At 69.7% G+C, this 20,111-nt stretch carries 20 protein-coding genes and 1 pseudogene; 8 read left to right on the plus strand and 13 right to left on the minus strand.

Going from position 1 to position 20,111, the window contains the following annotated elements; all coding sequences use genetic code 11:
* Nucleotide 1 precedes the first annotated feature (1 nt).
* From A5694_RS20625 to A5694_RS20640, 4 genes are all read right to left on the minus strand, one after another.
* Complete coding sequence (locus A5694_RS20625) at nt 2-373, minus strand: hypothetical protein (RefSeq protein WP_064924186.1); 372 nt, start codon at nt 371-373, stop codon at nt 2-4.
* On the minus strand, nt 370-1,620 hold the full coding sequence (locus tag A5694_RS20630; RefSeq protein ID WP_234786374.1) for an ArsA family ATPase: 1,251 nt from the start codon (nt 1,618-1,620) through the stop codon (nt 370-372). Before A5694_RS20630 ends, A5694_RS20625 begins: the two co-directional genes overlap by 4 nt.
* 35 nt (nt 1,621-1,655) lie before the next feature.
* Nucleotides 1,656-2,093, minus strand: coding sequence for an SRPBCC family protein (locus A5694_RS20635; protein WP_064924166.1), 438 nt, complete (start codon nt 2,091-2,093; stop codon nt 1,656-1,658).
* Between the two features lie 90 nt (nt 2,094-2,183).
* On the minus strand, nt 2,184-2,579 hold the full coding sequence (locus A5694_RS20640) for a hypothetical protein (protein ID WP_064924167.1): 396 nt from the start codon (nt 2,577-2,579) through the stop codon (nt 2,184-2,186).
* A gap of 153 nt (nt 2,580-2,732) precedes the next feature.
* On the opposite strand from A5694_RS20640, the gene A5694_RS20645 reads away from it, so the two are divergent.
* Nucleotides 2,733-4,535, plus strand: a complete 1,803-nt coding sequence (locus tag A5694_RS20645; protein ID WP_064924168.1) for an AMP-dependent synthetase/ligase — start codon at nt 2,733-2,735, stop codon at nt 4,533-4,535.
* Nucleotides 4,536-4,555: 20 nt separating this feature from the next.
* On the opposite strand, the gene A5694_RS20650 is transcribed toward A5694_RS20645, so the two are convergent.
* The 4 genes from A5694_RS20650 to A5694_RS20665 form a co-directional block, all read right to left on the minus strand.
* Nucleotides 4,556-5,698 carry a glycosyltransferase family 4 protein gene (locus tag A5694_RS20650; protein ID WP_064924169.1) on the minus strand — a complete coding sequence of 381 codons (1,143 nt, stop codon included), beginning with the start codon at nt 5,696-5,698 and terminating at the stop codon, nt 4,556-4,558.
* A 67-nt stretch (nt 5,699-5,765) separates the two neighbouring features.
* A complete protein-coding gene (locus A5694_RS20655; RefSeq protein ID WP_082952779.1) occupies nt 5,766-6,569 on the minus strand; it encodes a hypothetical protein in 804 nt (267 codons plus the stop codon).
* A 19-nt stretch (nt 6,570-6,588) separates the two neighbouring features.
* The gene (ripC, locus tag A5694_RS20660) at nt 6,589-7,716 is read right to left on the minus strand and encodes a peptidoglycan hydrolase RipC (RefSeq protein WP_207516064.1); all 1,128 of its coding nucleotides are present in this window, start codon (nt 7,714-7,716) and stop codon (nt 6,589-6,591) included.
* A gap of 174 nt (nt 7,717-7,890) precedes the next feature.
* Nucleotides 7,891-8,157, minus strand: coding sequence for a hypothetical protein (locus A5694_RS20665; protein ID WP_064924170.1), 267 nt, complete (start codon nt 8,155-8,157; stop codon nt 7,891-7,893).
* Between the two features lie 93 nt (nt 8,158-8,250).
* Between A5694_RS20665 and A5694_RS22910 the strand changes: the two are divergent.
* Nucleotides 8,251-10,074 (plus strand): annotated as a pseudogene (locus A5694_RS22910) (DEDD exonuclease domain-containing protein); the annotation flags it as partial.
* On the opposite strand, the gene trpD reads toward A5694_RS22910, so the two are convergent.
* The gene (gene trpD / locus A5694_RS24805) at nt 10,012-11,094 is read right to left on the minus strand and encodes an anthranilate phosphoribosyltransferase (protein WP_064924171.1); all 1,083 of its coding nucleotides are present in this window, start codon (nt 11,092-11,094) and stop codon (nt 10,012-10,014) included. The pseudogene A5694_RS22910 and the gene trpD sit on opposite strands and share 63 nt — an antisense overlap.
* Nucleotides 11,095-11,232: 138 nt before the next feature.
* Here trpD and ctaE point away from each other — a divergent pair, with 138 nt between their 5' ends.
* Genes ctaE through A5694_RS20695 form a run of 5 tightly spaced genes read left to right on the plus strand, consistent with a single transcriptional unit; the run spans nt 11,233 to nt 16,180 of the window.
* Complete coding sequence (gene ctaE / locus A5694_RS20675; RefSeq protein WP_064924172.1) at nt 11,233-11,844, plus strand: aa3-type cytochrome oxidase subunit III; 612 nt, start codon at nt 11,233-11,235, stop codon at nt 11,842-11,844.
* Complete coding sequence (gene qcrC, locus A5694_RS20680) at nt 11,841-12,716, plus strand: cytochrome bc1 complex diheme cytochrome c subunit (protein WP_234786375.1); 876 nt, start codon at nt 11,841-11,843, stop codon at nt 12,714-12,716. The genes ctaE and qcrC overlap by 4 nt, the downstream gene beginning before the upstream one ends.
* Entirely contained in the window at nt 12,713-13,885 is a 1,173-nt protein-coding gene (gene qcrA, locus A5694_RS20685) for a cytochrome bc1 complex Rieske iron-sulfur subunit (protein WP_064924174.1), read from the plus strand. The genes qcrC and qcrA overlap by 4 nt, the downstream gene beginning before the upstream one ends.
* A complete protein-coding gene (qcrB, locus tag A5694_RS20690; protein WP_064924175.1) occupies nt 13,882-15,510 on the plus strand; it encodes a cytochrome bc1 complex cytochrome b subunit in 1,629 nt (542 codons plus the stop codon). Before qcrA ends, qcrB begins: the two co-directional genes overlap by 4 nt.
* 58 nt (nt 15,511-15,568) lie before the next feature.
* Nucleotides 15,569-16,180, plus strand: a complete 612-nt coding sequence (locus A5694_RS20695) for a pyridoxine/pyridoxamine 5'-phosphate oxidase (RefSeq protein WP_082952782.1) — start codon at nt 15,569-15,571, stop codon at nt 16,178-16,180.
* Between the two features lie 185 nt (nt 16,181-16,365).
* Here the strand turns inward: A5694_RS20695 and A5694_RS20700 are convergent, their stop codons facing one another.
* Nucleotides 16,366-17,112 carry an SDR family oxidoreductase gene (locus tag A5694_RS20700; protein WP_064924177.1) on the minus strand — a complete coding sequence of 249 codons (747 nt, stop codon included), beginning with the start codon at nt 17,110-17,112 and terminating at the stop codon, nt 16,366-16,368.
* A gap of 41 nt (nt 17,113-17,153) precedes the next feature.
* Complete coding sequence (locus A5694_RS20705; RefSeq protein WP_064924178.1) at nt 17,154-17,876, minus strand: SDR family NAD(P)-dependent oxidoreductase; 723 nt, start codon at nt 17,874-17,876, stop codon at nt 17,154-17,156.
* Nucleotides 17,877-18,019: 143 nt separating this feature from the next.
* On the opposite strand from A5694_RS20705, the gene A5694_RS20710 reads away from it, so the two are divergent.
* Nucleotides 18,020-19,030 (plus strand): sigma-70 family RNA polymerase sigma factor, encoded by a 1,011-nt coding sequence (locus A5694_RS20710; protein WP_064924189.1) that lies wholly within the window; start codon nt 18,020-18,022, stop codon nt 19,028-19,030.
* Nucleotides 19,031-19,075: 45 nt separating this feature from the next.
* Here the strand turns inward: A5694_RS20710 and A5694_RS20715 are convergent, their stop codons facing one another.
* Together A5694_RS20715 and A5694_RS20720 are read right to left on the minus strand one after the other, a co-directional pair.
* On the minus strand, nt 19,076-19,708 hold the full coding sequence (locus tag A5694_RS20715) for a DUF2561 family protein (RefSeq protein WP_064924179.1): 633 nt from the start codon (nt 19,706-19,708) through the stop codon (nt 19,076-19,078).
* A partial coding sequence (locus A5694_RS20720) for an MmpS family transport accessory protein (protein ID WP_234787947.1) occupies nt 19,708-20,111 on the minus strand: 404 nt, incomplete at its 5' end. The genes A5694_RS20720 and A5694_RS20715, both read right to left, overlap by 1 nt.

Below are 20,111 nucleotides of genomic sequence, written 5' to 3' on the forward strand. Positions count from 1 at the left end.
CTCAGTGCTCGACGGTGACCGGGATGTGCTGGTAGCCGGACCGCGTCGGTGCACCCCCGTCGCCGCCGGGGGGCGGGCCGCCGGGCGGGCTCGGCGGCTCACCGGTCTCACCGACCACCGCCCGGATCACCTCGAACAACGCGACACTGTGATCGGCGATGACGGTGAGCAACGGGTGTTCTTCGCCGGTCACCAACGCCGCCAGCGCACACACCGGGCACCACACCTGCTGACACTTGCCCGGACCGTCACCGGACGCCGCCAAGAGCGCCGCCGCCCGCACCGCCGGGTCGAGACGGTCCAGAATCGCCTGGGCAAGCTTGCGCAACTCGGGTCCCAATTCACCCAGATCGGGGTGCGCGCCAGCGCTCAACGTCGCGCCTCCTCGTCCCTGCTCACCGGCCACACCTGGGGGTCCGGCCGGAAACGCACCGTCAACTCGCTGCCCCGCAACGTTGCGTCCAAAACCGTGCATCGCCGCAGCACCGACGCCAGCCGAACTCGGCGTCTGGTGCCGCCGGCACCGATGATCAAGTCGTCACCGGACCGCCCCAGGCTGAGCGAACCGGAGTCGACCTGGGGCAACTCTAGCCGCAATCGGTACACCGCCCCCAGTCCGGAACCCGACTCCCGGTCGACAACCGGGCGTAGGGGTCCCGGCGGCGCCGACCCGTCGCGGCGTCGGCTGCTCTCGAGGAGTTCGGCCAGCGCTTTGGGTCCGATCGGTTCCCCCGCCAGGTGGGGTACCAGCACCATCGCCACGTCGCCGATGGCGCGATCCAACTCGTCGAGGACGCCGTGCTGTTCGCGGATCCGCTCGGCGTACCAGTCGAACGCCGGATGGGCGGGCAGATTGGTGTAGACGTACGAATCATCTTGCAACAAAATCTGATTCACGATCAGCTCATCGACGCGCACGCCTGTCAGGGCCAGCGTCCCCAGGGTCCGTACGGCTTCGGCGGCCACCACGCGCTCAGCGGTCAGCACCAGGTGCGCCCCGACCAGCGCCTCGTCGGTCAGCAGCGCGGCAAGCCGCTCGGCGGCACCATTGACTCGCTCGATCAGCTCGACCAATGCGGCCGACCTGTCCTCGGCCGCACTGAGTCTGCGGTGCCTCGGCCAGGACCGCTCCGCATACAGCGCCACCGTGGCGGGCAGCGTCAGCATCCGCATGGCGTCGGCGGTGGACGCGCAGTCGACGACGACCCGGTCCCACCGGCCGCTGCCGGCCAGTTCGCCGACCTCGTGCAGGCCGAGCACCTCCTGGACGCCGGGAAGCGCCGAAAGCTCTTCGGGGGCAAGATCTCCCAGATCCGACTCGGGGAATCGCTCGGACAGCACCACGACGACTTCAGCCCAGTGCGCCTCGAGCAACGCCAGGGTGTCCAAGGCCAGCACGTCAAGCCGGCCGGGACCGGCGTCGTCGAGCCCCACCGAAACCAGATCACGGCCACCACTGGGCGCCACCGTCACACCGAGCACGTCACCGACCGAATGCGCCTGGTCGGTGGAGATCAACAGCACCCGGTTGCCGGCGCGGGCTTCCGCGACGGCAGTCGCCGCGGCCAGTGTGGATTTGCCCACGCCGCCTTTGCCGACGAACAGACTGATCGGCGCCACCGGGAGCACTGTGGGCGTTCCTGCCTCAGGCGGCCTCACTCAGCCTCGGCTCGTTTCTTCAGGTCCTTCAGCGCCGTGTCGGTCAATCGCCGCTCCGCCTTGCGTTTGAGCAGACCGATCATCGGAATCATCAGATCCACCGACAGCTCGTAAACGACCTCGGTCCCAGATCCCTTGGGCGCCAAGCGGTATTCGCCTTCCAGAGCTTTCAGCAGCGAACTGGAGACCAAGGACCAGCGCACCGAGCGACGGTCGGGCGCCCAGTCGTACTCGAGCACCATGGTGTCTTTGAGCACCGCCGCGTCCAGCACCAGCCGGGCCACCTTGGGGTACCCGTCGGAGTCGGTTTCGAGCACCTCGGCCTCGGTGTATTCCGACACCCAGTCGGGGTAGGCACCGATGTCGGCGATCACCTTCATCACCGTGCCCGGATCTGCCGCGATGAAGATGGTCTGAGCTGTCTTGTCCGCCACCTGGTTACTTCCCTAACTCGTTCCCGCCTGCCACCGGCCCTCGGCAGAGACGCTACCTCGCCGCACCGCGTGCCCGCCCGTTCCGCCCGGTCAGCTCACGGCGGTCGGCGCGACGCCCACCGGCCGGGACCGCTCGAGGCGGGCTTTCACCTCGAAGGCCATCCGCTTGCCGGCCACCCGGCGCCGGTGAACCAACTTCGGCAGGTTCATCCGGGCCAGCTGGCGGCCGGTCACGCCGGTGGGCTCAGCGTGCAGGAAGTAGTGCAGCATCACCCCGTCGAGCACCGGATCCAGCCAGATCTCCATGGTGCCGGTCAGCGGTCCGCTCACCGTCCATCGGACGCCCTTTTCGGCGCGGTCCTCGACCACGTGAAGCTGCAGGTCCGGCCACCACCGTCGCCAACTCGACCGGTCGGCGACCACAGCGCCGACCTGCGCGCCGGGTGCGGCGATGAACGTCTCGTCGGCAACCTGGATACTGTTCATCGCCCCAGCTTCACATATGCCGCCGTGCGCGCGGAACGCCCCGGGTGCGCAGCCGCGTTCTGCGCGGCCGTGGCAGTGAACGCCGTCACACCCGCCGTCGGGCGCCGACTAGGCTGGGCACACCGACAGCTGGCTGCCAAGAGAGGTCATCGCATGCGTGAGTTCAGTGTTCCCGCGCCGTTCACCGTCGAGGAGCACGACAACGTCGCCGCGGTCGTCTTCGAACACGAACGCGACCATCCCGACTACGTCATCTACCAGCGCCTCGTCGACGGGGCGTGGACCGATGTGACCTGCGCCGCCGCGGCCGCACACATCCGTTCGGCCGCACTGGGTCTGATCGCCCACGGCGTGGCGGCCGGGGACCGGGTGGTGATCTTCTCGGCGACCCGGTACGAGTGGGCCATCCTGGACTTCGCGATCCTGTCGATCGGCGCGGTGACCGTGCCGATCTATGAGACGTCGTCGGCGGAGCAGGTGCGCTGGGTGATGGAGGACTCCAGCGCGGTGCTGGCGTTCGCCGAAACCGACGCCCACGCCCAGATGGTCAACGAACTCGCCGGCGAGCTGCCAGCGCTGCGACGGGTGCTGACCATCGACGGGTCGGGTGCCAAGGCGCTCGACGAACTCGCCGAGGCCGGCGCCGGCGGCGACCCGGCGCAGGTCACCGCGCGCCTCAACGCGCTGAAGGCCACCGACCCGGCCACCCTGATCTACACCTCGGGCACCACCGGGCGCCCCAAGGGTTGCGAGCTCACCCACTCCAACCTGATCTACGAGGTGCGCGGCACCAAGGCCGCGCTGCCGACCCTGCTGGGGCCCGGCCAGCGGCTGCTGATCTTCCTGCCGCTGGCCCATGTGCTGGCCCGCGCCCTGACCCTGGCGGCCTTCACCAACCGGGTCACGGTCGGGTTCACCAGTGACATCAAGAATCTGGTGCCGATGTTCTCGGTGTTCAAGCCGACCGTGGTGGTGTCGGTGCCCCGGGTGTTCGAGAAGGTCTACAACACCGCGGCGCAGAACGCCGCCAACGACGGCAAGGGCCGGATCTTCGAGATGGCCGCCCAGACCGCGGTGGACTGGAGCGAGGCCACCGACCGCGGCGGGCCCGGGCTGCTGTTGCGCGCCAAGCACGCGCTGTTCGACCGGCTGGTCTATCACAAGCTGCGTGCGGCGCTGGGCGGCGACTGCCGTGCCTCGGTGTCCGGCGGTGCGCCGCTGGGTGAACGACTGGGCCATTTCTACCGCGGTGTCGGACTGTCCATCTACGAGGGCTACGGCCTGACCGAGACCACCGCCGCCGTCACCGTCAACCCGGTCGGCGGGATGAAGGTCGGGACCGTCGGAAAACTGGTGCCGGGCAACAGCATGCGCATCGCCGACGACGGTGAGTTGCTGGTGCGCGGTGGGGTGGTGTTCAGCGGCTACTGGCGCAACGAGCAGGCCACCGCCGAGGCGTTCTCCGACGGCTGGTTCCGGACCGGCGATCTGGCCGACATCGACGACGAGGGCTACCTGAAGATCACCGGCCGCAAGAAGGAGATCATCGTCACCGCCGGCGGAAAGAACGTCGCTCCCGCGGTGCTCGAGGACCAGCTGCGTGCCCACCCGCTGATCAGCCAGGCGATGGTCGTCGGTGACGCGCGGCCGTTCATCGGGGCGCTGATCACCATCGACCCGGAAGCCATCGAGGGCTGGAAGCAGCGCAACAGCAAGGCCAGCGCCGCCACCGCCGCGGATCTGGCCTCCGACCCCGACCTGATCGCCGAGGTGGACGCGGCGGTCAAGCAGGCCAATCTGGCGGTGTCGCACGCCGAGTCCATCCGCAAGTTCTCGATCCTGCCGGTCGACTTCACCGAGGCCACCGGTGAGCTGACGCCGACGCTGAAGGTCAAGCGCAAGGTGGTCGCCGAGAAGTACGCCGATGCGATCGAGGCGATCTACGCCAAGGACTGAGCCGGCCCGGGTGTCACGGCTTAGGCCCGCAGCAGGTCGGCCATCCGCCCGGCCAGCGTGTCCCAGCGCCAGTGACTGGTCACCCAGTCGCGTCCGGCGGCGCCCATCGCGGCAGCACGGTCCGGGTCGGCGAGCAGTCCGCTGACGGCGTCAGCGATTGCGGCGACCGACCGGCCGTCGACCACCCGCCCGGTCCGGTTGTCCAGCACGGTCTCCGGGGCGCCACCGGAGCGACCGGCGACGACCGGGACACCGGCCGCTGAGGCCTCCAGGAACACGATGCCCAGCCCCTCGACGTCGAGCCCGGCGCCGCGGGTGCGGCACGGCATCGCGAAGACGTCGCCGAGCAGGTAGTAGGCCGGCAACTCGGCGGCCGGCACGCCGCCGGTGAACGTCACGGCATCGGCCACCCCGCAGTCTGCAGCCAGCTTCCGCAGCTTCTCGGCGTAGGGGCCGCCGCCGACGATCACCAGCGCGGCCCCGTCTACCCGCTGCCGAATCACCGGTAGCGCCCTGATCAGCATGTCCTGGCCCTTCCGTGGCACCAGCCGCGACACACAGACCACCGTGGGCCGCCCGCCCAGCCCGTGCCGGACCCGCAGTTCGGCGCGGGCGCCGGGATCGGGACGGAACCGGTCGGTGTCCACCCCGGGCGGCAGGTGTTCCAACGCGGCCTCCGGCCCGAACGCCGAGGCGAACCGGCCACGGGTGTAGTGGCTGACGAAGGTAACGGTGTCGCAGGTCTCGCCGATCCGGCGCAGCACCGAACGGGCCACCGGCAGCATCGACCAGCCGACCTCGTGGCCGTGGGTGCTGGCCAATACCCGGCTGGCGCCCGCGGCGCGGGCCCGCTGCGCCAGCAACGCCAGCGGGGCGGCCGCGCCGAACCAGACGGTGTCGATGGCCTGTTCGGCGATCAGACCGCGCATCCGGGTGTCGACGGCGCGGCCCGGCAACATCAGCGTGCCGGGATGGCGCACCACCCGGTAGTCCGCGGATGTCGCCGCCTCGTCGAAGGCGTCGGCGCCCTTCCATTGCGGCGCATACACCGTCACGTCGTGGCGTCCGGAGCCGGCGATGCGGCGCACCAGCTCGTCCAGATAGCACTGGATGCCGCCGGGACGCGGCGGAAAATCGTTGGTTACCAGCAGGACCCGGCTCACTGCAGGGATGCTAGCGCGGTGACGGGTCGGGCCGCCCGCGGCACGACGAGGAACCGGGCAATCAGCGTCAACCCCGCCACTGCCGCCACCCGGCGAGCAGGTCGGACAGATCCACCCCGAGCACCAGCGGCACGGCCACGGCCGGCTCGACATGACCGGGGCCGCAAGCCGACAGATACAGCTCGCGCAGCTTGGCGGTGCCGAAACGGTCGGCGACGAACCGCGCGAACTCCCACGCCCGGTCGTAAGCCTGCGCCCGTCGCGGGCCCGGCACGTCCAGGTCGGCGTCCGCGGGCAAAGCCACCGGGGCCACCGGGGCAGCGGCCGAATCCGGGGCGGGGCGGGCGACGAAATCGGCGACGCCCTCGGTGAGCCAGCGCGGCGCGTCGATGGCGGTATCGGCGCGAGCCGCGAAGTGGAAAAGCTCGTGGGACAACACTATTCGCAGCGCCGGCGTGCTCATCGCCGCTGCCCCAGGGGCGAACACGATCCGCTGGCCGCTGACCTGCCGGCGCTCGGGATCGACCCGGTCGGCCACCGCGACCGCGGCCACGTCGGACCACTGTTCGACGTCGACCCCGCCGGCGTCTCCGCCGGCCAGGGCGGCGAATTGCCGATCCGAGCCGGTCGCGGTCACCTCGATGCGGTGCGCCCAGTCGGTCCCCCAGAACGCCTCGACCGCCGCGACGGCCTCGCCGATGTTCGCCTCGATGCGGGCCAGCAGTGCCGCGCCCCGCGGGCCACCGTGATTCTGCACAACGACCCTACGGTGATCGCCCACGATCAACGGCGCATCGGCCGGCGGAGGCGTCGCCACGGTCAACACCGCCGCGGCGGCGATCAACTCGGCTGCCAGCACTGCGGCCAGCAGCCGGCGGATGCGGCGGCGCTCAGTAACGGCGGGCGTTGTGGATCGGGCCGGAGGAGTTCATCGGAACCACCCGGACCGGCTGACCGTAGGTGGACGAGTGGATCATCATGCCGTCGCCGACGTAGATCCCGGAGTGAGAGGCGTCCGAGTAGAAGGTCAGCACGTCACCGGGCTGCAGGTCCGACAGGGCCACTGGCTGACCGCCGTTGGCCTGCGCCTGGCTGGAGTGCGGCAGGTTGATGCCGGCCTGGTGGAACGCCCACATCACCAGCCCCGAGCAGTCGAAGCCGCCTGGTCCGGCCCCACCCCAGACGTAGGGCGTGCCGACCTGGGTCAGTGCTGCCTGCACGGCGGTTGCCGCGGCACCTCCGCCGCCGCCGGGTGCGCCCAGCGGCAGGTCCCCCGGGGGCGGGGCGTCGAACCCGGGAGCCGGCAGACCCGGCGGCGCCGCCTCGGGGCCGGGTGCCCCCGGCGCGGCCTCCGGGACCGGCCCGGGTGCGGCCATCGCCGTGCGCTGCTCGGGGGTGAGCGCGTAGTACTGCGACTTGACCACCGAGATCTGCAGCTGCAGGCGGCTCTGCTTGGCCTGCAGTTCGGCGCGCACCGCAGCGGCCTGCTCGGCCGCTGTCCGGGCCTCCTCGGCCGACTTGGCCGAGGCCTGTTCCGCCTGGTCGGCCTGGTCACTGGCGGCGCGGTAGCGCTCCAGTTGCACCGATAGATCCCTGGCGACCACCCGCTGGACGGCGAGCTTGTCGATCAGCTGCTGCGGCGACTCGGCGGTCAGGATCGCGTCCATGCCGCCAACCCGGCCACCCATATAGGTGGTGGCGGCGAACCGGTTCACCGCCGAGCGGTAGGTGGACAGCTGCTCCTTGGCGGCGACGAGCGCGGCCTGGTCAGCGGCGTGTGCGGCGTCGGCGGCCTGCTGTTCGGCCAGTTTCTGGTCGAGGTTGAGCTGCGCGGTGTGCATCGCCTCGGTGGTCTGCTCGGCCTGCCGGGACAGCTCGCTGAGCTTCGCCAGCGCGTCATCAGCCGGGTCAGCATGCACGCAGCCGACGAATGTGCCGGTCAGGGCCGTGACGCCGACCGTGAGGCCAGCCGCAACACCGAGAACAGGACGCCTAAAAGCACGCAGATTCCACCGCATACGTTCGAGCTTCAAGATTGCATCCTTAACACTGCCAAGGGAGGTACGTGGCCGTGCCGCCGCCGAAAGTACGTAAGGTCTCGAACAGGTTACGAAATGGCAACGGCGTTGTCCATCGCGAGCTGCCACTTTAACAGCCGGGCCCGTCCGAGCCCCAAAGCGGCGCGCCGGAGGTCAGGCTACCCCGGACCGGCGCGCCGGTCGGCGTTCTCCACGGATCGGCACCAACCGCAACCGCGGCGCCATGCCGGCGTCGGCGAGCACCTCCAGGGCGGCCCGCTCGTCTTCGAGTAGCTCGTCGGGCACCCCCAACAGCACACTGACCACACAGTCCCGGCAGGCGGGGCCGCGGACCGCACAGTCATCACAGTCGATCACCACCGGCTCCGGATCGGCCCGCTGCGCGTCGCGGTGACCCGGCTGGTCGGAGATCTCTCCCATGGTGATTCCTCTCGATCGGTTGCCGGCACGTTAGCGCCGGGCACCGACAAGCCGGCCACTGCGATGTCGGTGCCGCCGCCTACGGTGCTGCGCATGACCCGCCGCGCTGATGCAGGGCAGCTGAGCCTTCTTTCGTTGCCGGGCCAGCTCGAAGCCGCCCCGGCCGCCACGGCGTTGCGGGACACCACCTTCGTGGTGGTGGACCTCGAGACCACCGGTGCGCGCGCCTCCCCCGGTGCCGACGGCGCGGCAGACGCCATCACCGAGATCGGCGCGGTCAAGGTCCGAGGCGGCGTGGTCGAAGGTGAGTTCGCCACCTTGATCAACCCGCAGCGCGGCATCCCACCCCAGATCGTCCGGCTGACCGGGATCACCACGGCGATGGTGCACGACGCGCCCACCATCGAGGCCGTGTTGCCGACCTTCCTCGAATTCGCCGGGTTCGACCGCGGTTCGGTGCTGGTCGCCCACAACGCCGGATTCGACGTCGGCTTCTTGACGGCGGCCGCGCAGCGGTGCGGGCTGGGCTGGCCGCGGCCGCCGGTGCTGTGCACGGTCCGGCTGGCACGACGGGTGCTCAGCCGGGAAGAGGCACCCAGTGTGCGACTGGCCGAGTTGTCCCGGCTGTTCGCGGTCAGCAGCACCCCCACCCACCGGGCCCTCGACGATGCCCGCGCCACCGTCGACGTCCTGCACGCTCTGATCGAGCGGGTCGGTAACCAGCGGGTCCACACCTTCGCCGACCTGCGGGCCTACCTGTCACACGCCACACCGGCCCAGCGCCGCAAGCGGGCCCTCGCCGACGGGCTTCCGCACCGCCCGGGGGTTTACCTGTTCCGCGGCCCGTCCGAGGAGGTGCTCTACATCGGCACCGCCACCGACCTGCGCCGCCGGGCCGGCGCGTACTTCAACGGCTCCGATCGCCGGCGACGCATCGCCGAGATGGTGGCTCTGGCCACCCGGCTCGATCATGTCGAGTGCGCCCACCCGCTGGAGGCGGGGGTGCGCGAACTGCGGCTGCTGGCCGCGCACGCCCCGCCGTACAACCGGCGGTCGAAGTTTCCCCGGCGGTGGTGGTGGATCGCCTTGTCGCAGGAAGCCTTCCCCCGCCTCGCGGTGATGCGGGCACCCCGCCACGACCGGGTGATCGGGCCGTTTAGCTCCCGCGCCGATGCCGCCCAGACCGCCGCCCTGCTGGCACGGTTCACCGGAATCCGCACCTGCGCAACCCGTTTGAGCCGAACCAGCCGGCACACCTGCCCGCCGGCCGAGGTCAGCCCCTGCCCGGCCGCGCCGGAGTTGACCGCCGCGCAGTACGCCGAGAACGTGCAGCGGGCGGCGGCGTTGATCGCCGGCACCGACAACCATGCGCTACGCGCGGCGGTGCGCCAGGTAACCGCGCTGGCCGACCGCGGGCATTACGAAAGTGCCGCGCGGCTGCGCGACCACACCGCCGCGGCGATCGATGCGCTGTGGCGAAGCCAGCGCGCCCGCGCGCTGGCCGCGCTACCGGAGCTGGTGGCCGCCGCGCCGGACGGCGCCGGCGGCTGGCACGTCGCGGTAATCCGCCATGGCCGGCTGGCCGCGGCCGGCTGCGCCGCCCGGGGCGTGCCACCGATGCCGGTCATCGACGCGATCACGCTGGGCGCCCAGGCGGTGGTGCCCGAGCCGGCGCCGTTGGCCGGTGCCCTGGTCGAGGAGACCAGGCTCATCGCGCGCTGGCTGGCGGCGCCGGGCGTGCGCATCGTGCGCGTCGGGGCCCTCGAAGGCGAGAACGCCGGGTGGGCATCGCCAGTGGGCTCGGCCGGGCCGTGGACCGCGTGGGCGGCGCTGGCCCGCTCGGCGCGGCTGGCTTCAGAGCTGGGCGCCGAAGCGGACCCAGCGAGCGAGCAGCTGTTCGGCCGCGCCGCTGTCTATCGCCGCGACAGCGCGCTGCAGCCCGTCCTCCCAGGCCGGCAGCCATTCAGCGCTGCTGGATAGCCCGGCATGGGCGACCAGCGCCCCGGCGGCGTTGAGCACCACCGCATCGCGCACCGGGCCCGGGGTTCCGGCCAGCACCGACCGGGCCTCTTCGGCGTTGGCCTGGGCGTCACCGCCGAGCAGCTGGTCCACCTCGGCGCGGGCGAACCCGAACCCGGCGGGGTCGAACGTCAGCCGGTCGATAGTGCCGGCCTGCACCCGCCAGATGGTGCTGGTCGTGGTCGTGGTCAGTTCGTCCAGGCCGTCGTCGCCGTGCACCACCAGCACGCTGGACCGCCGCGCCGCGAACACCCCGGCCATCACCTCGGCCAGCTCGCCGAAGGCGCAGCCGATCAGGCCGGCCCGCGGCCGGGCCGGGTTGGTCAGCGGACCCAGCAGGTTGAACACGGTGGGCACGCCGATCTCGCGACGCGCCACCGACGCATTGCGGTAGGACGGCTGGAACTGGGGAGCAAAGCAGAACCCGATGCCGACCTCGGCGACGCTGCGCGCCACCGCGTCAGGCCCCAGGTCGATGCGCACGCCCAGCGCCTCGAGGGTGTCGGCGCCGCCGGACAGCGAACCGGCCGACCGGTTGCCGTGCTTGACCACCGGCACACCGGCGGCGGCCACCACGATCGCGGCCATCGTGGACAGGTTCACGGTGTTGGCGCCGTCACCGCCGGTGCCAACCACGTCCACGGTGTCGGTGCCGATCGCGTCGGTGGGAACCTTGCGGCCGTAGGCCAGCATGACGTCGGCGAGCTCGGCGACCTCGGCGGCGGTCGGGCCCTTCATCTGCATGGCCACCCCGAAGGCCGCGATCTGCGCCGCGGTGGCGCTGCCGCCCATGATCTGCTCCATCGCCCAGGCCGCCCGGCCCCGGGCCAGATCCGCGCCGGACGTCAGCGCGCCCAGTACCTGCCGCCACTGTGCTATCTGCGCTATCGGCTGTGCTTCACCACCCGGCTCGACCACGCGCCGATCGTCGCATGCGGCCCGCACGCCACCAAAGCCGCCCGGAAACGAGCAGGTAACAGCAGAACCAACAGCAGTTCGCAGGAATTGTCAGCCCCGGGTGGAGATCTACAACTACGTAGCGTCATACTTGCGGATGTGACGAGCGCTGTGGGGTCCTCGGGTACTGCCATTACGTCGCGTGTGCATTCGCTGAACCGTCCGAACATGGTCAGCGTCGGCACCATCGTGTGGCTTTCCAGTGAGTTGATGTTCTTTGCCGGGCTGTTCGCGATGTATTTCACGGCCCGTGCCCAGTCCGGAGGCGCCTGGCCGCCACCGCCAACTGAGCTGAACCTGTGGCAGGCCGTCCCGGTGACCCTGGTGCTGATCGCCTCGTCGTTCACCTGCCAGATGGGCGTGTTCGCCGCCGAGCGCGGCGACGTGTTCGGGCTGCGCCGGTGGTACCTGGTGACCTTCCTGATGGGCCTGTTCTTCGTGATCGGGCAGGGCTACGAGTACTACCACCTGGTGACGCACGGCACCACCATCCCGTCGAGCGCTTACGGCAGCGTGTTCTACCTGTGCACCGGCTTCCACGGTCTGCACGTCATCGGCGGGTTGGTCGCGTTCATCTTCCTGATGGTGCGCACCACGATGAGCAAGTTCACCCCGGCCCAGGCCACCGCATCGATCGTCGTGTCCTACTACTGGCACTTCGTCGACATCGTCTGGATCGCACTGTTCGCCACGATCTACTTCATCCGATGAGCAACCGCCCGATGAACAGGAGTGTCCGGTTGAAGACACCGAAGAAGTGGGCCCGACCTCGCCACAACGAAGCCGTCGCCCGGCGGCGGCTCCGGCGTCGGTTGTCCGGAGGGCTGCTGCTGCTGGTCGCGCTGGCCATGGCGGGCGGGCTGGCCGCACTGCTGACGCCGACGCCGCAGGTGGCGGTCGCCGACGAGTCGGCTTCGGCGCTGCTGCGCACCGGCAAGCAGCTGTTCGACACCTCATGTGTCAGCTGCCACGGCGCCAACCTGCAGGGTGAGCCGGGCCGCGGACCGAGCCTGATCGGTGTCGGCGAGGCCGCCGTGTACTTCCAGGTCTCCAGCGGACGCATGCCCGCGGTTCGCGGCGAAGCGCAGGCGCCCCGCAAGTACCCGATGTTCGACGACAAGCAGATCGACGCCCTCGGCGCCTACGTGCAGGCCAACGGTGGCGGCCCCACCGTGGTGCGCAACGCCGACGGCAGCATCGCGCAGGCTTCGCTGCGCGGCGACGACCTGGGCCGCGGCGGCGACCTGTTCCGGCTCAACTGCGCGTCCTGCCACAACTTCACCGGCCGGGGCGGCGCGCTGTCCTCGGGCAAGTACGCCCCCGACCTGGAGCCGGCCAATGAGCAGCAGATCCTGACCGCGATGCTGTCCGGCCCGCAGAACATGCCGCGCTTCTCCGACCGGCAGATCTCCATGGAGGAGAAGAAGGACATCATCGCCTACGTGAAATCCGTTACCGAGGAACGTGATCCGGGCGGCTACGGGCTGGGCGGTTTCGGCCCGGCGCCGGAGGGCATGGTGATGTGGATTATCGGAATGGTCGCTGCCATCGGCGCGGCGTTGTGGATCGGGGTGCGTTCATGACCGAGGTCAGCAAGGACACAGGCGTTCCCGACGCGGCTCAGCTGGCCGCGATGAACACCGACGAGCTGCTCGCGCTCGGCGGGCGCCTCGACGGCGTGGAGACGATCTTCAAAGAGCCGCGCTGGCAGGTCGAAGGCACCCGGGCCGAGAAGCGGGCCGAGCGCAGCGTCGCCGGTTGGTTTCTGGCCGCTGGCGGCTTCGGGCTCGCCCTGCTGCTGATCTTCCTGTTCTGGCCGTGGGAGTACGCGCCGGTGGGGTCCCCCGACGGGTTCGCCTACTCGCTGGCCACCCCGCTGTACGGGCTGACCTTCGGGCTCTCGGTGCTGTTGATCGGCATCGGTGCGGTGATGTTCGTCAAGAAGTTCATCCCCGAAGAGATCACCATCCAGGAGCGCCACGATGGCAGCTCTGCCGAGCTGGACCGTAAAACGGTGGCCGCCCAGCTGACCGACGCGTTCGAGGGCTCGACGATCGGGCGGCGCAAGCTGCTCGGCGCCTCGCTGGGCATCGGCTTCGGCGCATTCGGACTGGGCACCCTGGTGGCCGGGGCCGGTGGCCTCATCAAGAACCCGTGGAAGCCCGTCGTTGAGACCGCCGAGGGCAAGAAGGCCGTGCTGTGGACCTCGGGATGGACCCCGCGCTACCCCGGCGAGACCATCTACCTGGCCCGGGCGACCGGCCACAGCACCAACTCCCCGTTCGTCAAGATGCGCCCGGAGGACCTCGACGCCGGCGGCATGGAGACCGTCTTCCCGTGGCGGGAGTCCGACGGCGACGGCACCACCGAGGAGTCCCGCGAGAAGCTCAACGAGATCATGATGGGCGTGCGCAACCCGGTGATGCTGATCCGCATCCGGCCCGACGACATGCCCAAGGTGGTCAAGCGAGCGGGACAGGAGAGCTTCAACTACGGCGACTTCTTCGCCTACACCAAGATCTGCTCGCACCTGGGTTGTCCCTCTTCACTTTTCGAGCAGCAGACCTACCGCATTCTGTGCCCGTGCCACCAGTCGCAGTTCGACGCACTGCACTTCGCCAAGCCGGTCTTCGGCCCGGCGGCACGCGCACTGGCACAGCTGCCGATCACCGTTGACGGCAACGGGCATCTGGTCGCCAACGGCGACTTCGTCGAACCTGTCGGACCGGCCTTCTGGGAGCGCACCTCATGAGCCCTGCAATCGGCGACCTGCTCGCCCGTCAAGCAGACGACATCGATACCCGCTACCACCCGGCGGCCGCGTTGCGCCGCCAGTTCAACAAGGTCTTCCCGACGCACTGGTCGTTCCTGCTCGGTGAGATCGCGTTGTACAGCTTCATCATCTTGCTGCTGTCCGGCGTCTACCTGACGCTGTTCTTCGACCCGTCGATGGCCGAGGTCATCTACCACGGCGTCTATCAGCCGCTCAACGGCGTGCAGATGTCGCGGGCTTACGAGTCGGCGCTCGACATCTCCTTCGAGGTCCGCGGCGGCCTGTTCGTCCGGCAGCTGCACCACTGGGCGGCGTTGATGTTCGCCGCGTCGATCATGGTGCACCTGGCCCGTATCTTCTTCACCGGCGCGTTCCGCCGGCCGCGCGAGGCGAACTGGGTGATCGGTTCGCTGCTGCTGATCCTGGCCATGTTCGAGGGCTACTTCGGCTACTCGCTCCCCGACGACCTGCTGTCGGGCATCGGTCTGCGCGCGGCGCTGTCGTCGATCACGCTGGGCATGCCGGTCATCGGCACCTGGCTGCACTGGGCGCTGTTCGGCGGCGACTTCCCCGGCACCATCTTGATCCCCCGGCTCTATGCGCTGCACATCCTGTTGATCCCGGGCATCATCCTGGCCCTGATCGGCGTGCACCTGGCGCTGGTGTGGTTCCAGAAGCACACCCAGTTCCCCGGGCCCGGACGCACCGAGAGCAACGTCGTCGGGGTGCGCGTGCTGCCGGTCTTCGCGATCAAGTCCGGCGCGTTCTTCGCGATGATCACCGGCATCCTCGGCCTGATGGGCGGGCTGCTGCAGATCAACGCGATCTGGAACCTGGGCCCCTACCGGCCTTCTCAGGTCTCGGCGGGCAGCCAGCCGGACTTCTACATGATGTGGACCGAGGGGCTGGCCCGGCTGTGGCCGGCCTGGGAGTTCTACTTCTTGGGCCACACCGTGCCCGGCCCGGTCGGGGTCGCGCTGATCATGGGTTTGGTGTTCGTCCTGCTGACGATCTACCCGTTCCTGGAGAAGCGGTTCACCGGTGACTACGCCCACCACAACCTGCTGCAGCGCCCCCGCGACGCTCCGGTCCGCACCGCGATCGGCGCCATGGCGATCAGCTTCTACATGGTGCTGACCCTGGCCGCGATGAACGACATCATCGCCTGGAAGTTCCACATCTCCCTGAATGCGACGACCTGGATCGGCCGCATCGGGATGGTGGTACTGCCGCCGATCATCTTCTTCGCCACCTACCGGTGGTGCATCGGATTGCAGCGCAGTGACCGTGAGGTGCTCGAGCACGGCATCGAGACCGGCATCATCAAGCGGCTGCCGCACGGTGCCTACATCGAGCTGCACCAGCCGCTGGGACCGGTCGACGAGCACGGCCACCCGATTCCGCTGGAATACGCCGGTGCGGCACTGCCGAAGAAGATGAACAAGCTCGGCTCGGCCGGCTCCCCCGGCCGGGGCAGCTTCCTGACCGCCGACCCGGTGGCCGAGGACGCCGCGCTCAACGAGGCCGCGCATGCCAGCGAACGGCGGGCGCTGACCGCGCTGGCCGAGCGTCAGGACGGCAACGGCAACGGCCAGCAGCACTAGGCCCACCGGGTCCGAACAATCGGGCAGCCTGCGCAATCTCCTGCGCGGGCTGCCCGTTTTGGTTGGTGCGGCCCCGCAGTTCGACCCGGCGCAGGCACCCGATGACCCGGTAGAGCTGTTCATCCGGTGGCTGTTGCACGCCGTCGACAGCGGTGTTGCGGAACCGCACGCCATGACCGTGTCCACGGTCGCGGGTTCGCGGCCGTCAGCGCGGGTGCTGATCCTCAAGGACGTCGACGCCGCCGGTTGGCATTTCGCGGTCAGCTCGGTGAGCCGCAAAGGCGCCGAGCTAGCCCGCAATCCCGCTGTGGCACTGACGTTTTACTGGCCCGCGCTGGGCCGGCAGATCCGGGTCGAGGGCATCGCGCAGGCTGACCCGCCACAGGTGACCGCCGACGATTTTCTGGCCCGCTCCGAAGGCGCCCGCACGATGGCGCTGACCGGGCGGCAGAGTGAGCCCTACTGCGCTCCAGCTGAGATCGGTGAGGCGCTGGCAAAGGCCCGCTTGGAACTCGAGCGGTCCCCCGCTCTGGTGCCTGCGGACTGGGTGTCGTATGCGGTACGCGCCGACACGGTCGAATTCTGGCAGGTCGATCGTGATCGCCGGCACCAGCGGCTGCGTTACGAGCGGGCCGAAGCGGGCTGGTCGCCGACATTGCTGTGGCCGTGACGTCGGGCGGTCGTCCGATCGATGTCATGGGAATCCTATTGCCCACCAAACTCATTCAATCGACGATCACGCCGCCAGTCAGGTTCGCGACCGTGCCGGTCATGGCGGCCGCCCGATCCGATGCCACGACATGGGTGTTCTCCCTTCGCCGTCGAGCGGCTCTTGTGGTTGTGGCGCAACGCGTTTCATGGCAGTTCTTGCAGCCCGGCGCCGGTGAGCAGATACCCCGGCGCCGTGTTGGCAGGGTCGGCAAGCACCAGTTCGACGAGAGCGGACCCGGCCACCTGCGGCGTCAAGAGCTTCCCGAGTTGCTGCAGGTATTGCTCTTCGGTTTGGCCGGTGCGCGCCGCGTAGGCCCGCACGCCGCGGCTGCCCACGTCGCCGAACGGGGTCATCCTGGGCAGCACCGTCGTGATGGTGAGGCCCAGGCCGGCGCGCCGGGCTTCGTCCTGGGCATAGTCGGCGATAAACCGCTGGGTGGCCTTGGCCCCGGCGTAGCCTCCGCTGGCCGGGGATCCGTTGAGGGCAGCTCCGCTGCTGACCACGACCACCCTGCTGCCGGGTGGCAGCGGCTTGAGCAGTGCTTCGCGCAGCCAGCTGAACGCGATCTTGACGTCGGTGTGCCAGTTGGCCGAGAACGTCTCCCAGGTCTGGTGTTGCAGCGCACGCATCACCGGGTTGGCGCCGGCGACCAGCACTAGCACCGGCGGCTCGTATCGGTCGATCAGGTTCCAGGCCACGGTGGCGTCGGCCGCGTCGGCGACCTCGGTGGCGATGTTGGGGTTGCTGTCGGCCAGCTCGGCAAGTGCCGGGGCGGTTCGCGCCACCGCGACCACCCGGGCACCGGCTTCGGCGAACGCGCAGGCGATCCCGCGTCCCAATCCGCGGCTGGCCCCGACGACGACGGCCCTCTGGCCGCTCACGATAGTCATTGCTGTCACTCCCTTTTCGGGTCGGTTCGTTCCGCCGGTGGCTAGCTAGCCGGCGCCGCGTCGAGCAGCGCCGCGTATTGGCGCTCGAGGGTTTTGGCCGCCCCGCTGTGCCAGGTCGGTGCGAGCGACTGCGACAGCGGGTCCGGGAAGATGTCCTCGTCTCCCCGCTCCACCCCGTCGAAGATCGCGCGGGCCACCGATTCGGGTGCGGCCTTGACGACGTCGAATCCGTTGGTCATGTCGGTGTCGGTGGGGCCGGTCAGCACCGCGTGAACGCGCACCTGCTGAGCGGCCAACAGGATCCGCAGCGATTGGGTCAGGTTGAACGACGCCGCCTTGGAGATCGAGTAGGCCGGGATGAGCGGCAGTGGGGCCAACGCGTTCAACGACAGGTTGTTGACGACGGCCCCCTGGGAGCGCGTCAGCGCCGGCAGGAACGCCCGGGTCACGGCGTAGGTGCCGAACAGGTTCACGGCGAGATGCCTCTCGATCATCGTACGGTCACTCAAGTCGTCGTAGAGGGCCACGCCGGCGTTGTTGACGAGAACGTCCAGCGAGTCGACGTGCGCTGCGGCGCTTGCGATCTGCGCACCGTCGGTGATGTCGAACGTGAGCGCCGTGACGCGCGCGTCGGGATGGTGCGAGGGGCGGCGTGCAGCCGCATACACTCGCGTCGCGCCCCGGCGCAGCGCTTCCTGCACCAGGGCCCGACCGATTCCCCGGTTGGCCCCGGTCACCAACACGGCCTTGTCGGTAATGGTCATGTGTCCTCCTCGGCGAAGTTGTGCAGCTGTCGAAGAGGTAGAGGCAACTACGCCCCGAAACTGGGCGCCCCCGATGCGCCCAGTTTCGGGCCCCGCCAGCGTCAATACTGGAACCGCAGCGTGACGCGAGGGTGGAGGTGGTGATGGAAACAGCCGACCTGATGGCCAGGGCGCGGGCCGGAGACGGCGACGCGTTCCGAGAGCTGACGGAGCCGCACCGTCGAGAACTGCAGGTGCACTGCTATCGGATGCTCGGATCGCTGCATGACGCCGAGGACGCCCTGCAGAACACGCTGCTGGCCGCCTGGCAAGGTCTCGACGGGTTCGAAGGACGGGCCTCCATCCGCACCTGGCTGTACCGAATAGCGACCAACCAATGCCTGAGCACGCTTCGCTCGGCGAGCAGGCGCTCGGCCAAGGAGTGGGACATGCCCCACATTGAACCGCCCGAACCGAGCTCCCTCGGCGAAATCGTGTGGCTGGAGCCGTATCCCGATGCCCTGCTTGAGGGCGCGATGAACGCGCCCCCGGGTCCGGAGGCCCGCTATGAGCAGACTGAGGCCATCTCGCTGGCCTTCATGACCGCATTGCAGGTTCTGCCCGCCCGCCAACGCGCCGTGCTCATCCTGCGCGAGGTACTCGGATACCCCGCCGCAGAGGTGGCCGAGATGCTCGACTGCACCGTGGAGGCGGTCACCAGCGCTCTCAAACGCGCCCGGGCCGCCCTGCGTAGCCGGCTGCCGGCCGGGGCCCAAGGCCCGGTCCCGTCCACCCCCAACTCGCCGGCCGAGCAGGCCCTCGTGACCAAGTTCGTCCGTGTCTACCAGTCCGGCGATGTCGCGGCGCTGGTCGCCCTGCTCACCGACGATGTCCGCCTCTCCATGCCACCGATTCCGCTCGAATACCACGGCCGCGACGTCGTTGGGCGTTTCTTCGCCACCATCTTCGGGGCGGGCCGGGAATACCACCTGGTGCCGACCCGCGCCAACGGTCAACTCGCGTTCGGCGCCTACGGCCGCTTCGGCGGCGACGGCATCCGCCACGGCGCGGGCCTGCTGGTCCTGTCGGTCACTGGGAATCGCATATCTGCGCTGACCCGCTTCGACAACGACGTACTCCCCTGGTTCGGGCTGCCCCACGCGCTGCCGGGCTGACGGCGATGTCCCTGGAAGTGGTCGCGCAGCCGCTGCGTATAACCGTCAGCCGAACCGGGACGGCAGTTCCAGCACCTCACCCAGCTGGCGCAGGTACAGCCACGGGATCACCGGCATGGCCAGGGTGATCGCCCCAGCCAACCCATAGCAGACCCACGAGCCGGTGTCCTTGCCGACGGCCATCAGATAGGTCGCGGCGGCGACCATGGTCAGGGCGCCGCCGACGGCGCTGGCGAGCACGGTGACGCCGCGCAGCAGCACCCGGTCCACCTGGGCCTGGTTGGGCAACACCGGGCGTTCGGTGGCCGACCGCCGGCCCGGGGCGTCGAACCCGCGCTGCGGCAGCGGCGCCCCGGGTCGCGCCGGCGCCCCGGCCCGGGGAGCGAAGCCGGCCGGTCCGGGGGCGGGCCCGGATGAGCGGGCCCGCAGCAGCACCGGAATGGCGGCCAGGATGACCAGCGCGGAGACGCCGATGACGATGTAGAGCAGGCCGGTGTGCGAATTCTTCGCCGGCTGATGAAAGCCCCGCCCGAGGTCAACCAGGGCGACCATGGCCGCCACGCTCATGCCCAACAGCGTCAGCCAGATCGCCGCACAGGCGCCGAGCAGCACCCGGTCGGTGACCTCCGGGGACTGCCCCGGGCGGACGAAACGGTCTGCGATGTTTCGGCCGGCCATCAGCAGCTCGTCGCCGGTGCGTCGTTGCTGTTGGACGACAGCACCCTGCCGTCACTGCTGGTGATCGAGCAGTTGAGCTTGCTCAGCCGCAGCATGCTGGACGCCTCCACCGAGCCGATCTCCGACTGGGAGATCGGTGTCAGCGTCAGCGACCACGGGATGTAGGCGTTGCGCTGCGTCCGGCGTTGCCCGGAGGCGTCGACGTAGGTGATCGTGATCTGGTCGAACGGTGCCTTGGTGCCGGTCACCGAATAGGTCACCTGCAACGGCTTGGCCTGGGTGGTCGTGGTGGCCTCCGGTGTCGTAGTGGATGGTTCAGGAGACGTCTCAACCGGTGGCGGTGGGGGCGGTGGCTCCTCGCTGGACGGTGGCGGCGGCGGTGGGGGCTCCTCGCTGGACGGAT

The organism is Mycolicibacter sinensis (assembly GCF_001667945.1).
In the GTDB taxonomy this organism is placed as follows: domain Bacteria; phylum Actinomycetota; class Actinomycetes; order Mycobacteriales; family Mycobacteriaceae; genus Mycobacterium; species Mycobacterium sinense_B.

Coding starts and splice junctions, on each gene's coding strand:
- A5694_RS20640 (WP_064924167.1), bottom strand. CDS start 2,579: ATGAACAGTATCCAGGTTGCCGACGAGACGTTCATCGCCGCACCCGGC.
- A5694_RS20645 (WP_064924168.1), top strand. CDS start 2,733: ATGCGTGAGTTCAGTGTTCCCGCGCCGTTCACCGTCGAGGAGCACGAC.
- ripC (WP_207516064.1), bottom strand. CDS start 7,716: ATGCGGTGGAATCTGCGTGCTTTTAGGCGTCCTGTTCTCGGTGTTGCG.
- A5694_RS20665 (WP_064924170.1), bottom strand. CDS start 8,157: ATGGGAGAGATCTCCGACCAGCCGGGTCACCGCGACGCGCAGCGGGCC.
- qcrC (WP_234786375.1), top strand. CDS start 11,841: ATGAGCAACCGCCCGATGAACAGGAGTGTCCGGTTGAAGACACCGAAG.
- qcrA (WP_064924174.1), top strand. CDS start 12,713: ATGACCGAGGTCAGCAAGGACACAGGCGTTCCCGACGCGGCTCAGCTG.
- qcrB (WP_064924175.1), top strand. CDS start 13,882: ATGAGCCCTGCAATCGGCGACCTGCTCGCCCGTCAAGCAGACGACATC.
- A5694_RS20700 (WP_064924177.1), bottom strand. CDS start 17,112: ATGACTATCGTGAGCGGCCAGAGGGCCGTCGTCGTCGGGGCCAGCCGC.
- A5694_RS20705 (WP_064924178.1), bottom strand. CDS start 17,876: ATGACCATTACCGACAAGGCCGTGTTGGTGACCGGGGCCAACCGGGGA.
- A5694_RS20710 (WP_064924189.1), top strand. CDS start 18,020: ATGGAAACAGCCGACCTGATGGCCAGGGCGCGGGCCGGAGACGGCGAC.
- A5694_RS20715 (WP_064924179.1), bottom strand. CDS start 19,708: ATGGCCGGCCGAAACATCGCAGACCGTTTCGTCCGCCCGGGGCAGTCC.